The sequence below is a fragment of the Leptospira biflexa serovar Patoc strain 'Patoc 1 (Paris)' genome (assembly GCF_000017685.1).
GTDB lineage: Bacteria > Spirochaetota > Leptospiria > Leptospirales > Leptospiraceae > Leptospira_A > Leptospira_A biflexa.
This window is the reverse complement of record NC_010602.1, coordinates 2,058,455-2,072,695: the sequence shown is the minus strand read 5'-3', so window position 1 is coordinate 2,072,695 and position 14,241 is coordinate 2,058,455. Positions and strand designations below refer to the sequence as shown.

11 protein-coding genes are annotated in these 14,241 nt (G+C 35.9%); 6 read left to right on the top strand and 5 right to left on the bottom strand.

Annotation, left to right across the window (positions count from 1 at the left end; genetic code table 11):
* Nucleotides 1–38 precede the first annotated feature (38 nt).
* From LEPBI_RS19225 to LEPBI_RS09830, 3 genes are all read left to right on the top strand, one after another.
* Nucleotides 39–776 (top strand): hypothetical protein, encoded by a 738-nt coding sequence (locus LEPBI_RS19225; protein WP_226992742.1) that lies wholly within the window; start codon nt 39–41, stop codon nt 774–776.
* A 98-nt stretch (nt 777–874) separates the two neighbouring features.
* Nucleotides 875–1,864: a glycosyltransferase family 2 protein gene (locus tag LEPBI_RS09835; protein WP_012388963.1), complete on the top strand. Its 990-nt coding sequence runs from the start codon at nt 875–877 to the stop codon at nt 1,862–1,864.
* Between the two features lie 179 nt (nt 1,865–2,043).
* A complete protein-coding gene (locus LEPBI_RS09830; RefSeq protein WP_012476299.1) occupies nt 2,044–3,549 on the top strand; it encodes a hypothetical protein in 1,506 nt (501 codons plus the stop codon).
* A gap of 287 nt (nt 3,550–3,836) precedes the next feature.
* Here LEPBI_RS09830 and LEPBI_RS09825 read toward each other — a convergent pair whose 3' ends face one another.
* Nucleotides 3,837–5,345, bottom strand: coding sequence for an LA_3751/LA_3752 family putative glycosyltransferase (locus tag LEPBI_RS09825; protein WP_012388959.1), 1,509 nt, complete (start codon nt 5,343–5,345; stop codon nt 3,837–3,839).
* A gap of 5 nt (nt 5,346–5,350) precedes the next feature.
* Entirely contained in the window at nt 5,351–6,943 is a 1,593-nt protein-coding gene (locus LEPBI_RS09820; protein ID WP_012388958.1) for an LA_3751/LA_3752 family putative glycosyltransferase, read from the bottom strand.
* A gap of 109 nt (nt 6,944–7,052) precedes the next feature.
* Between LEPBI_RS09820 and LEPBI_RS09815 the strand changes: the two genes are divergently transcribed.
* Complete coding sequence (locus LEPBI_RS09815) at nt 7,053–8,525, top strand: acyltransferase family protein (protein ID WP_012388957.1); 1,473 nt, start codon at nt 7,053–7,055, stop codon at nt 8,523–8,525.
* 25 nt (nt 8,526–8,550) lie between these two features.
* Here the strand turns inward: LEPBI_RS09815 and LEPBI_RS09810 are convergent, their stop codons facing one another.
* Nucleotides 8,551–10,104: a phosphatase domain-containing protein gene (locus tag LEPBI_RS09810; RefSeq protein ID WP_420804600.1), complete on the bottom strand. Its 1,554-nt coding sequence runs from the start codon at nt 10,102–10,104 to the stop codon at nt 8,551–8,553.
* Between the two features lie 44 nt (nt 10,105–10,148).
* Here LEPBI_RS09810 and LEPBI_RS09805 point away from each other — a divergent pair, with 44 nt between their 5' ends.
* On the top strand, nt 10,149–11,921 hold the full coding sequence (locus LEPBI_RS09805; protein ID WP_012388955.1) for a UbiD family decarboxylase: 1,773 nt from the start codon (nt 10,149–10,151) through the stop codon (nt 11,919–11,921).
* Between the two features lie 82 nt (nt 11,922–12,003).
* A complete protein-coding gene (gene rfaD / locus LEPBI_RS09800; RefSeq protein WP_012388954.1) occupies nt 12,004–12,975 on the top strand; it encodes an ADP-glyceromanno-heptose 6-epimerase in 972 nt (323 codons plus the stop codon).
* Between the two features lie 3 nt (nt 12,976–12,978).
* Here rfaD and LEPBI_RS09795 read toward each other — a convergent pair whose 3' ends face one another.
* Together LEPBI_RS09795 and LEPBI_RS09790 are read right to left on the bottom strand one after the other, a co-directional pair.
* The gene (locus LEPBI_RS09795; protein WP_012388953.1) at nt 12,979–13,278 is read right to left on the bottom strand and encodes an ArsR/SmtB family transcription factor; all 300 of its coding nucleotides are present in this window, start codon (nt 13,276–13,278) and stop codon (nt 12,979–12,981) included.
* Nucleotides 13,279–13,427: 149 nt separating this feature from the next.
* A complete protein-coding gene (locus LEPBI_RS09790) occupies nt 13,428–14,195 on the bottom strand; it encodes an SDR family NAD(P)-dependent oxidoreductase (RefSeq protein WP_012388952.1) in 768 nt (255 codons plus the stop codon).
* Nucleotides 14,196–14,241 lie beyond the last annotated feature (46 nt).

Sequence of the window (14,241 nt, the reverse complement as noted above, 5' to 3'; positions counted from 1 at the left end):
TTCTTGGGTTTATATCTTTTTGCTTTTATTTGCCATTTTTGTTTCAGTTATTCATTACTTCTAGGATACAAACAGCTTCTTGGATCGATCCTCCTGGGATCGTATTATTATTAACATATGGATCTCTGTTCTTATATACTTCAAAAAAATATTTTTTCCTGACAGCACTTTTGCCTGTGCTCTTTTTCATCTATTCGCTGGTTGGATCGATTCAAACCAAAAGAAATCATAAACAAAAATTTTATTTAACATTTGGTGAATTGTCACTATTTGTAGCCATTTTGATTGTAGTTTCTACAACTTTATTTTCTTATATTAAACCAATTGCAACTAACAGAAATTGGATTGTAACATTACCATTGGTGTATTTATTTGCCAGTGAAAATTTAAGAAATCAAATTCAGAATAAAAAAATTCTTTTGGGATTAATTCTATTTTTAAGTCTTTCCTTTATCGATTTTAAGAAGAATTTCTACATTCAATTCAAAGAGGACTGGCGAGGTACAACTTCTTATCTCATTGAGCATTGTGCCGGTCCGGTTGTCTTTTCCGATGCAACACCTGAATATATCTCGCTCTACTTGAATTGGCAAGGCAATCAGCGGTTAACACCGACTATACTCGGAAATAATGTTGATTTGCAACAGAAAGAGACTTGTGTAGTAAAAAGATTTATGGGCGGAAACGGAAAAAGTTTTGAGAACTCCGATCTGTGGAAAAAGCAAAAAGAGACTGCTTTGTATGGTTTTAGCATCGAAGAATTTATCAAATATTAAATATGAATTCTTTAATTAGCGAAGCATACCTATGAAATGGATTTAAATATTAAAGTATAAGTTATAAATAAGGTTACTCAAGTAGATTAAGAAAGAAAATGAAATATTATTTAGAAAAACGCAATTTCCCGAAACTACTTTCGATTATTATTCCTTGTTATAATGAGGAATCGGTTCTTCCCATTTTGAGAGAACGATTAGATTCATTCTTACCTAAGTTACCTTCAAAAGTGGAACTAATCTTAGTCAATGATGGCAGTAGCGACCATACGATTTTTGAATTGGTTGATTGGGCAAATAAAGATTCCAGGGTGAAAATTGTGAGTCTTTCTCGGAATTTTGGTCATCAAATCGCAGTGACGGCGGGTATGGATTATGCAAAAGGGGATGCCGTTGTGATCATGGATGCTGATTTACAGGATCCACCAGAAGTAATTCTCGAAATGTTAAACCGTTTCCAAGATGGATATGATGTGGTTTATGGACAAAGACTAACTCGCTCTGGTGAGTCTTGGTTTAAGAAAATAACAGCATGGATTTTTTATCGACTCATGAAGGTTTTGGTTCATAAGGATTTACCATTAGATTCAGGAGACTTCCGATTGATTTCGAGGAGATGTTTGGATGCTTTGAATGGCCTAAGAGAAAATCATCGATTTCTACGGGGAATGAACGCTTGGATTGGATTTCCACAAATTCCAGTTTATTATAAGCGTGATCCTCGTGTAGCTGGAGAAACAAAATATCCGCTTCAAAAAATGTTAAAGTTGGCTATGAATGCTGCTGTATCGTTTTCACCACTTCCCTTGAGGTTTAGTTTAGGTCTGGGTATTTTTGTGGCCTTCATTGGCTTTGCGGTCGGTATGTATGCTCTCTACCGTGCTTTTCAACATTTTATACTTCATATGCCAATTGTTTACAATCCAGGTTGGGCCACAATTGTGACACTTATCTGCCTCATCGGCGGTTCAATTTTAATTTCCATAGGGATTCTAGGCGAGTACGTAGCTAGAATTTTCGAGGAATCCAAAGGTCGGCCTTTGTATGTTGTAGAATTTGTAAAATCACAACAGAAACAGAAGCGTTAACATCATAAATTTTCATCAGATAAGAAAGTTAAATAAATAAAATATGAGTCTTTTCAAAAGAATAAATTCTGCAGTATGGTTTAAGAAATTTTTATTTCCCACCATATCAGGTTTTATTACAATCATTGTATTTAAAATAGGACTCAGTTTTTATCCTGAGAGTTTTTATTTGAATCGAGATGATGGAATCATTACGCTTAGTCATGCAAAAAAATTGGATCGATTTTGGATTCATTGGTGTGAATCCAAGTGGCGAGATCGAAGAGGGTTTTTCTTCTCCGTTTGAGTTTCTGTTGTTTGCATTGGTATATCAAACCATTCCAATGCATTATTCTGATTTTTTTATCATTCAATGGTGGTTTACAACTTTTCTATTCGGTTTCGTCATTTACTATATATTCAAAACTATACTTTCTGAATCAGATTCATTCGTTCTATTTTTAGTTTTTTTATGTTCCGTTTTGCTTTCTATTTCCTATACTTTTTTAACATGGCATTCTTCTGGAATGGAGAACCCTTGGCTTCATTTCTTTTATCTCCTTTGTCTACTGATCTTATTCGGCTTAGTTGAAGGTAAAGAGTTGTCTCTTGCAAAAAATTCAATTCTTTTATTCTTTGCGAGCATAGTAAGAATCGAAAGTGTCTATCATCTTTCATTTGTATTTATTATTTTCTTTGTCATCCTGTATCGACAAAGAAGCTCAGTGCGAAAGATATACCCCGTTCTTATGGCTATTATCCTTTGGGTAATATTTTTTGTAATACGATCTCTATATTTTGGGAAAATATTTCCTAATACATCTACAGCACAAGATTTATCTCTATTGGAAAATCTAAATCATCTATTCACTTTTAATCCCAGTTTAATCAAAAATTGGGAAATATTCAAAATAGGATTTAAACAAAATTTATTGTTACTTATTCCAATAAATTTGGGACTGTTTTTGTTTTTCAGAAGAAGTAATCGGGAATTGAATTTTTTCTATTTATCTTTCGCTTTCCTGTTACCAGGAATTTTTCATCCATTTCTCATTGGTAATTTCAGACTCGATCCAGCAAGGCCTATGACTTGGATGTTAGCTATCTCGAGTGTGTTATTTATTGCAAGTATAGGTTCAATATTTAAACAAAAGAAATTTATTTTTATTTTGGTTTTTCTTCTAACATGTTTTATATCATACAAAAACTACAAATTGAAATCGTACGATCTTTGTTGTAGTGCGAAAATATTTGAAGATAGAAAAGAAACGATTTTGTCCATTTCGAAACAAACTGAAATTCAATTACCTTTAGTTGCGATTGCTGACTTAGATGTGATGAGCTTTGAAAAGAAATTAAATGTGTTGGACTTAGGATATCTAGGGAATCAATTTTTAGCCAGAAATAAAAATGATTCGAAATTAATTAAGAGTTACATCTCTTTGCAAAAGCCCGAGATTTTGGAAATTCATTTCCCTTGGAACTGTGTTTATTCAGATCTGATGAATGATCGCATGTTATTAAAGGATTATCGTTTGGTATATGAGAATTCGGAAGAGATTCCAATTGCGAGATGTCCCGATGGTGGTAAGATCCACTCTGGTATTTATTTAAATCGTAGTATGGAACAGAATGCAAATACATTAGATAGGAAAATCTATGATCAATTTGTAAAAGATTTATCTTATCAACAATTAAAAACTTAATTTATATTATGTAATGAGGATAAGAAATATTGCCTTCCTGTAGCTAGAAACGTTTATCGATTTATATCTATTTTGAAAAAAACTATTTCTAATGAAGAGTGGCGAACATTATCGGATATGATTCTTGATGAGACAATTAAAGAATATTTTCTGGTATTATGGAAACTTCGTTCACCAAGTGAAAAATTGGTCACTCAAATAATGAAAACCTACAACCTACAGTGAGTGATTCCATCTTGATAAGCGTTGGCTAAAATTGATATTATCTGTATATTTCAAAAACCATCTTATTCTTTAAGTGAGCACTGCCGGTAGCCAATAAAGGCAACTTCTTGGTAAGAATGACATGTATATCCTTCCAACTCCCAAAATTTAACAAAATCCACGTTAGATAATTCAATCTCTCTTTTTAAATTCATAAAGGAATTTGGAACTGTTTTTGAAAAATCAAAGGTATAAACGGACTTGATTTGATTTTTTTTCAATACCTCAAGTAATTGTTTTCTTTTTTCAATATCTGAGAATTCTTGAAATGATAAACTTTTTTGCGTGAGTAAATGCACTCCTGCTGTACCACTAATATTCTGATCATAAAAAATCCATAAGTCGGCTTTGAAAGACTCATAAATTTTGTTCGTTTTTTTAATCATTTTGAAACTTTCTTTTGAAATTTTTAAAACAAAGATATTAAGGAAAAATGAAAATAACAAAAGAGTAAGAAAAAATTTGTCTGATTTGATTTTATCCCAAAAATGATTGAGAATGAAAATACCAGGGATAATTGTAAAAAGGGCATATCTTCCAGTAATGGTGATACCGTCATTCGGAGCGGAAAGACCAACTAGTATGGGATAAATTAAAAAAACAATAAAATGAAATGATATAATATAATTCTCTTTTTTGGGGTACATCTGTTTCCAATATTTTATACAAAGATAGATAAAATAAGGAGAAAATAAAAAGAATCCAAATTTAAAACCTAAGGTAGGGTTACCTGAAAATAGGATATGAAACAAATTGGAAACTCTTGATATCAGAGTTAAGTTACTTCCAGTGCTATAGTTGAATAAATATCGGATACCAAAAGGGTGGCCAAATTCATGATAATTCCAAATAAGGAATATAGAAATTGCAAGAGTGTAGGAGATTAGATAAAGGAATCCATTTTTGAAACTTTTGTCTAATGAAGTTTGAATCATGGAATTTAAAAATACTAAACTTGATAACAGAAGAATTTCTAAACGTAGAAAACTTCCTAAAACAAATAATAAGAGCGTGATTGCAGTGAGAAATTCATTCTTTTGTTGTATTGATTTTGTCCATATAGCATAACAAAAACTAACATAGAACAGAGTAAAGGGAACCTCGGATAAATCAATTACCTGAGTGAGAACAATGGAGCAAACAAAAAGAAGGAGACTTACTTTTATAGAAATATTTGCATATCGATTTAGAGTATACGCACTTAGCAAAAGAAAGAAACCATTAAAAAATAACATTAATTGAACGGGTATAAAATAAAAAATAAACGCATAAATCGATGCAAATGTTTGGGAAAATACCGATTTTAATTCTTCTTTATTTTTGATTATAAATAATACTGGATGATGATTTTTTTCAGCATCTAACAAGTTTGCTGGATAAATAATGTCTGACTTGAGTGTTTTTGCAGATTCAATTTGAAAGGCTTTTGCCAATGAATCGGATATAAAACTGTTTTTAGCCGAAAGAAACAATTGTAGACATAAAATTGATACAAAGAAGATAAACAATAAATTGAAATCTTTTCTATTCATGTGATTCACTTCGATTCCTTCTCAGCAATAGTTCCCAACCAAATACGGTAAGTTTGAATGTCGATTCTCTGGTAATCGAAGGTAAAATTTTTAAGTGTGTTTTCTAGCAGATCAGAGTTCCAATCTGAAATGGGAAATCCACCTTTTAATTTTTCTGCATTCATTGTTCTTCTGATTTCTTGAGTTAAAATAGAAGGGTGCCAGTCAACGAAGGCTATTTTTTTATTTGGCATCATTTCACTAATACTATGGATGAGCTTTGTATTGGATTCTGTTGTGTAGGAAACAATTGCCATAAGTTTGATGTAATCGCTTCCCATTGAATATAAATTTAGATAGTCGGTGAATACGATAATATCTGGTTTGATCGTATTTGTGACGGATTGGAATTTTTTGATTAAATTTGTTTTCGATTTTTGAATTTTTGCACCGATCAATCCTAACGTACCCGAATATAGGAATAAGAGAGAGAAGAAAATTGAATATATCCATTTTCTTTTTTTGAAAACGATCGACAAAATTGGTTTTAATAAGAGTAGATACGGTATCAATAATACTGTGAAATAACGCGGTCCCCAATTGTTAAATCCGTCGTTTGGGGCAAGGAATGGAATTAGAAATATTGTCATAGTCATTGATAGAAACAAAGATTTTTTTGTTCTATTGATTTTGTTAAATTTGATCCCATAAAAAATTAGAAGAAATACAGTGATTGGTAAATATACAAAGAATCCAATTTTTTTCTCACCATAAAAGAGTAGGCTTTGAAACCATTGAAGTCTAGTGGACATTTCCACCGAAAATCCATTCATGTTTGCCAAGTATCTCGATCCAAGAAAATGGTGAACAAGAATAGTATTAATTAAAAATTGAAATAAGATCCCGATGATGCCGGAAAATATGAGAATTTTTAAGGATAAAATTTCCTTAAAGAATCCATTTCGGTTTTTATCTTTCCAAATGAAATAAAAGTAACTCAAAAAAAATAGGAGAAAGAATGGAAGGGTATCTAGGCGAACCATCACGATCCAAGAGAGTCCAATTCCACCTAACAATTGGAAGATAGTTTCTTTTTTTCGTTTTAGAATTGGTAAAAGGCAAAATACTGAAAAAGCAAATATTGCAGGTAGTTCGGAATATTCCCAACTAAGTGGCCAAAGGAAAGTACCGAAGAAACTAATCCACAATAACAAAAATGAAAACTGGTAATACCTTCTTAATAGGAAAAAAGATAATATTAAGAATAAAAGAGATGTATAAACCAAACTAGAAAGCGGAAAGACGAATAAAAAAGGTGCCATCAAATAGGCAAACTGAATCGGAAACGCACTCACGAGTCTTTCGTCAATTTTTAGAAATAAGTTTTTGGTGAGGTGGATGTATTCATAATTTGAATCAAAAACTTTCGCGGGATAATACAGAGCGTCGGATAGGAAATGATTTTTCCAAATGGAATAGGTTTGAATTAGTTTATCGTGGCTATCTTGAAAGTAGGAATATTGTGGAGATGTATACTGAATGGATAAAAAAACGAAACTTAAAAAAAAGATCCATTTGATCCAAGATTGATAAGTTGAAAGTTTTCGCATGATCACCATTTAGATTTAGCCTTTCCTTTCTGATCCAGATTCTTAATCCTTTGAATCAAGTAAAAATAGATTGCTTTATATAGAATCTCAAAAACAGTATTTCCAAAACAGTGAGATTATGAAAGAATATTTTCTAGAAATATTTAAGAAAAACAAAAAAGAAATTAATGAATTATACGGCATTCGGGCTTTAAGTTGTTACTTCGTAATATTATTCCATTGTTTTGCATTTTCGATTGATGCTTTTCCAAAGCATTACAGCGATTATCTGCCGAATGCTCAGAATGTTGAATTTCTGATGAGTCTTTTTTTCGTGATCAGTGCTTTTTTAGTATCAACGTCTTTTTCTAGAGAATTGGAACGAGCTAGTTTTTTTGTTAGTTGGAAAAATTTTGTAATCAAACGATCTCTTAGAATCTTTCCTGCTTTTTATGTGATTCTTTCGATCACGATTTTGATTATGGCAGGTATCTTAAAAAAAACGGAAGCACACGGAGTAACAGGAGAATTTGCGGGAGGTCTCGCTGATTTAAAAGTAAAGTTATCCTATTGGTGGACAGATTTTGCTTACATTTCAAATTATTTTCCAAAGCGGATCATGGTTCATGGTTGGTCCCTCTCCATGGAAGAACAATTTTATTTGGCGATGCCGTTTGCATTTTTGTTTTATACAAAGGCCTTGTCCACATCACGTCAAAAATATTCGTTTCTAATTCTATTACTCATATTACCAAACTTCATTCGTTTCTATTATCATCTATATGTACCAATCAATGGATTTGATGAATCGGTTATGCATTTGTTTCACCCGATTCATACACATTTTGAGCCTTTTGTTTATGGTATTCTATTAATGGAGTTATGGCGTTCGGGAAAAATTTCGAAAGAACTTCCAAATGCAAAATCGAAGTTCTATTTCGTTTTTGCAGTTTTGTTTTTTATTTTTTGTTACCTTTCGACATTGGAATTCTGGGAATCCAAAATTTATTTTACCGTTTTTCGAATTAGCTTTTATTCACTATTTGCGTTTGTAGTAGTATATGGTGCTGTGGGTGGTTTTTTCTCGAAGATTGCTTGGTTTTTAGCCAATCCAGTTCTTGTGTTTATTGGTAAACTTAGTTATGGGATCTATTTGGTTCACATGCTTGTCAATACCACTGTGATGTTGAATTTACTCAACCACCTAAATCGAGATGCCAATGGTTTCAATCAACTTTTGAAAGCATCTGCATTAAGCCTTTTCATTTCTGCTTTGATTGCACTTGTAAGTTATTTACTCATTGAAAAACCTTTTTTAAAGATTAGAGAGTGGACGCAGGCTCGATTTGATATTTCCACCAATACATTTTATTACGTGAAGGGGAACATAAAAGAGCGGAAGTTAGTTTCAGTTTTGCTAACCTTTATTTCGTTTTTACCTTATCTTATTTTAAAACAAATGATTTCCGTTGACTTTGTTCCAAATTCACCAGTTTCCAATTTGATTCTGAATTTTATATTGATTCTTCCAGTTGGATTTAATGCAGTTTCTCTCTGGAAATATAAGAGATTGTTTTTTTATCAATACCTACATCGTTTTCAAGATAGTTAAGCAATTAAAAAAAGTCCGTCCAAGTTTATTCCTTCTGGAATGCTGCTGTCAAACTTTCTTTGATTTTGGCTCTTGTTCCTTCTGTATCTTTCGGGAGCGTTAATTCTTCGAGTTGTTTCATCAAATATGTTTCGTCGACTAATTTGCCTTCCAGAACTTTACCAATCATACCTGCAATCACTGTTAGGATTTGGTTGGAATCAAGGAATCCATATTTTTCTAGTATGATTGCCATTCCAATCGCTCCCTCAGTTCCATAAAATGCTTGTTTTGTCCCAAATTCCTTTTCGTAACAACCCTCAGGTAAAGCTTCCTTTACTTTTTGTAACATATCCGATTCATTTGGACCGTGGGTTGTTCGATTGATGAGACTGAGTACCACTGGGTTCTTTGGTCCATGGATGCGAAGGATTTCTTCCGAATACAAACGAATTTTTTTTGCCGCATCTCTTGTGATGGCGTCTCGTCCTAAAAAGTTTAATTTATATAAGTATTCTTCCAGTTCATCTCCAGAAAGTTTTCCCATACAAATCAATTGGTAGAGTGTAAAAATCATATAATCAGATTCCGTATTATCACCGAGTAAAATTTCTTTTGCTTGGGTCGGTAAATAAATTCGATCATAAAGTAGGATGGAAAGTTTGTAGGACATTTGGTCGAATAAACTTTGGTAGGATGCACCAAGGAATTTTTTAGTCCGTGACCATGCAGGTTTGAATCCATTTTGAAAGAATTCTAAAGGATTAAAAATGGTATCGATCACTTTATCGAATACACCTTTGATGGTTCCTTCTAAATACTTTAGATGGAGGGATTCAATTTGGATATTGTCCTTGGCAATGGTTGCAAGCATCGTGCGTCTAAAAAAATGTGGGCTTGCTGAAATGAAAGCGAGTGGTGCATTTTCGAGTGCGATTCGTAATTCTCGGTACAATTCAGGCATTCCAGGCAATGCCTGTTTTTGGTTTGGTGTTTCAAATAAGGCCGTGAACTTTCCTTTTCCGGAGTGGATGTCTGTGGCAAGATACGTTTGGTCGATATCAGATGTTGTGACGATCCCTTGGTAATCCTCAGGTAAAATTCGAAGTTTCCCTTTTCCCACAATGGTTGTTTTTCCAAGGATTGAATTTTCGGTCGCATTGAGGTGAGCCAAGTCTTTTGAGTATTGCCGAAAACTATCTAACCCTTCGAGGATCACTTGGAAATCATGAAAACCAACGGGTAGTTTGTCTCGGATTTCACAGGAAAAAAAACCATCTTCGTCCGCTTTGATTTTCCCTGATGTATAAATCAATTTGCCTGTAGAATCATAGACTTCGAGTTTCAGAATTGGTTTTCGGACTGGAGCCAGTGAAAAATCGAGAAAGGGTGTAATTTTTGTCTCTTCACCTATGAATAAACCAGTGACTAAATCCCAAAGGCCATCTGCTTTCATGAGATCGGTGATCCCTACATCGACCACCTGTCCACGTACATAGGACCTTCGTTCTCTTCCAAGTGATCCGCCACAGACTGCAATTCTTTTGATATCGGTAATGATAGGTTGTGAAGTATTTGGTTCTTGGGACATAGAATTTATGCCCCTAAGCGTCTAAGAAAATAAGGAGCCGTCTATTCCTTTTTATGGCATCACTACGATCTACGAATGATTTTGTACAACTTTTGCAAAAGGAGGGGGAACTCCATGTCATTTCTGACCTGGTGGATCCGTATCTGGAACTTGCAGAAATCCAAAGGCGAGTGGTCGCCAAAAAAGGACCAGCACTGCTTTTCACAAATGTCAAAGGCACAAAATTTCCCGTAGCAACCAACCTCTATGGATCTGAAAAACGAATCCATCTTGCCTTTGGCCCGAAACCAGTCCAAACGATAGCAAGGCTTGCCAAACTTGCCAAAGAAATGTTTCCTCCTCGTCTTTCCAAACTCTGGAAAGAACGATCTCTCGGCCTTTTGCCCTTCCAAGTGGGTTTAAAACAAGTCCGCCGTGCTCCCATACTCCAAGGTTCCGTTTCGCGTGTGGAAGAGCTCCCACAGCTTGTCTCTTGGCCAAAAGATGGTGGTCCCTTTGTCACCCTGCCACTTGTGTATACGGAGCATCCCGAATCAGGCAATGGCAATTTGGGAATGTACCGTGTGCAGTTGTTTGGTGAAAAGACTGTCGGAATGCACATCCAAATCCATAGAGGGGGTGGGTTCCATTACTATGAAGCGGAAAAACAAGGACAAGCGCTCCAAGCCCATGTGTATATCGGCGGTCCACCAGCACTCACGATAGCCGCAGTGGCACCACTCCCAGAAGAGATCCCAGAACTTGTCTTTGCTTCTTTTTTGATGGGAGAAAAACTCCGGATGAAACGGGACAAATTGGTATCTCCGTATCCCATTGTTGCCGATGCAGATTTTGCTCTCATTGGGACCATCCCTCCTAAATTACGAAGACCAGAAGGTCCCTTTGGTGACCATTATGGGTATTATTCATTATTACACGACTATCCATATTTGGATCTCAATCATATCCTGCATAGAAAGGATGCGATTTGGGCTGCCACAGTTGTGGGACGACCTCCCCAGGAAGACCATTACATAGCAGAATTTTTGCAAGATTTGTTATCGCCAATGTTTCCCCTTGTGATGCCACAGGTGCTCGGAGTATGGGCGTATGAAGAGTCAGGGGTTCATTCTCTGGCAGCTGCCATTGTGAAGGAACGGTATTTCCGGGAAGCTTTTATGGGGGCACTTCGCATTTTAGGAGAAGGGCAACTTTCGTTAACGAAGTGTTTGCTTGTGACCAATGAACGAGTGAACTTAAAAAATTTTTCAGAAACGTTTCGAGTGATTACAGAACGTTGTGACCCAAAGACTGATTTTTTTATCTTTAGCAATATCAGCCAAGACACACTTGATTATACCAGTGGGACCGTAAACAAGGGGAGTAAACTTTTGTGGATGGGGATCACAGACCCGAACAAACCAAGTCCGAATCCAAACCTTCCCACACAATTCAATGGAAGGTTCAAAGACAAACGTTTCCAAAACCCTAAGGTATTTTTACCGGGGGTTCTCGTCGTCAAAGGATCGGAATTCCAACCAAATGATCGTTTGGCGGAAGCCTTACTGTCTGAGGATTTGGGTCACTTCTCATATGTGTTTTTAGTGGATGACTCGGAAGATGCCGTAAAAACTGATTCGGATTTTATCTGGACCATGTTTACGCGAATGGAACCTGCCTCCGATGTGTATGCGAGAACAGAAACCATTCGAAATCATATCTCCTACCAAATCCCCATCGTATTTGATTGCCGAATGAAACCTTGGATTCCGGAAGTCCTCATCCCACTTCCTGAAACTGTCAAACTGGTAGAGGAACGATTTGGGAAATGGATTGATACCTTATAAGTTGGGAATTGGATTTCTTTTCCTAATTCCCAAAGAAAAGTTGATAGATGGATTCTCTTAGGAAAAAAGAATCATCAGAGAGATGGCAAAAAAACTCACATTAGTTACAGGCGGCGCGGGTCTTATTGGTTCGCAGATCATAGAAGACCTAAATCACAATGGGAAGACCGATATTTTGGTTGTGGATCATTTGGGAACCACTGAAAAATGGAAGAACCTCCAGCGTAATTTTTTTTTGGACTATTATGAAAAAGACCAGTTTGAGTCATTTTTAGATTCGGGCCATTCCATCCTCTCAGACATTTCTGAAATTTACCATCTTGGTGCTTGTTCTGCCACCACAGAAAAAGATGCAACTTACCTAATCCAGAATAACTTCCGTTATACGAAAAAGCTCGCGGAATTTGCTGTAGGAAAAAACATTCCCTTTTTATATGCTTCGAGTGCTGCCACTTATGGTGAAGGGGAATTTGGTTATGATGACAAAGCTCCCATTGAAAACCTAAAACCTTTGAATATGTATGGATACTCGAAACATCTTTTTGATCTGTATGCCAAACAAACAAAAATTGCCGACAAACTCATCGGCCTAAAGTATTTCAATGTGTTTGGTTATGGAGAAGCGCATAAAGGTGACATGCGCAGTTTAGTTCTCAAAGGGTATGAACAAATCCGAGACACAGGCAAACTCAAACTGTTTAAGTCTTATAAACCCGAATACAAAGATGGAGAACAAAAACGTGATTTTCTTTATGTCAAGGATGCCAGTAAGATCAGTATCTATTTACTGAGTGAACGAAAATTCGGATTGTACAATGTGGGACGTGGTATGGCGGAAACTTGGAATGATTTAGCTTCCGCACTCTTTAAAGCCATGAACACACAAGTAAACATTGAATATGTAGAAATGCCCGAATCACTCAAAGGCAAATACCAATACTATACCTGCGCGGATATGGAAAAGTTAGCAGGAGTTGGCTATCCCTTTGGTTTTACCAACCTCCAGGATTCCATTCAAGAATATGTCCACCTCTTAGAACAAGAGGCGAAATGACGCTTACTTTTTGTACACTTTCACAATGGTTTGGATGAGATCTTTGAACTTCGCGTCTTTCAAACGATAAAAGACTTGGTTCGAAGATTTTCTTGATTCTAATATTCCATTGTTTTTCATTTTGCTTAAGTGTTGAGAGGCTGCTGATTGGCTTGTTCCCAGTAATTCTACAAGTTGGCCAACAGTTTTTTCTTCTTTGGCGAGGGTATAAAGGATGAGTAAACGAATTGGATGCGCAATCCCTTGTATTCCTTTGATCGCTTGTTCCAATTGTTGTTTCGAAAGTTCTGTTTTTATTTTCATCAGTAAGGATTTCCGTTATATCCTTATGACGAATGAATACCTTATTTACCTACGAAATTTTTGCAGAATGTTAAAAAAATAATGAATCAATGAGCGTACCCTTTTTGCCCTCAGTGCTATAAAAGAAGGCAAAAAAGGACTAATCAAAGTTAGATTCGGACACCACCAGAGATTTCTAATACGACTCCAGTCACAAGATCGTTTGTGATAATGAATTCAGCAGTGGATGCAATTTCATCTGGTTCTCCAAGCCTTCCGACAGGAATGATGGACTTCCACTTTTCAAGAGCTTCTGGGTTCATATCTTTTAGAACCATTTCAGTTCCTATGAATCCTGGAGCAATCCCTGCCACTCTGATTCCAAATTTAGCGAGTTCTTTTGACCAGGTGACAGTCATTGCAGCGACACCAGCTTTTGCGGCACTGTAATTGGTTTGCCCTGAGTTTCCATGCATGGCAATGGAGGCAATGGGGATGATGACTCCCTTTTTTTGTTCGACCATTTTTGCCGCGGCTTCTCTACCAGTCAGGAAAACTCCGGTTAAATTGACATCGATCACCGATTGCCATTGGTCAAGACCCATCTTACCTTTCACTTTTCCTGTTTCTTTGTCTACGCGGATGAGGAGTCCATCCCGTAAGATCCCAGCATTGAGGATCGCAACATCAAGGCTTCCTTGGAAAGCCGCCGCTTCTTCAATCAGTCGGATGCTGTCTTCTTCTTTGGCCACATTGGCAACGATCCCTGTGGTTTTGATTCCCTCTTTTTGGAAGAGAGATACGGTTTCGTCCAATTTGTCTTTTTGAATGTCCGAGAGAATGATATTGGCACCTGACTTACCCAATCGGTATGCCATTGCCTTTCCGAGTCCACCGGCAGATCCGGTGACGAGAATGTTTGCACCTTTTAATTCCATGTCCACCAGTTTCAAAAAGGGTGGACACTAGGTCGATACAAATCTA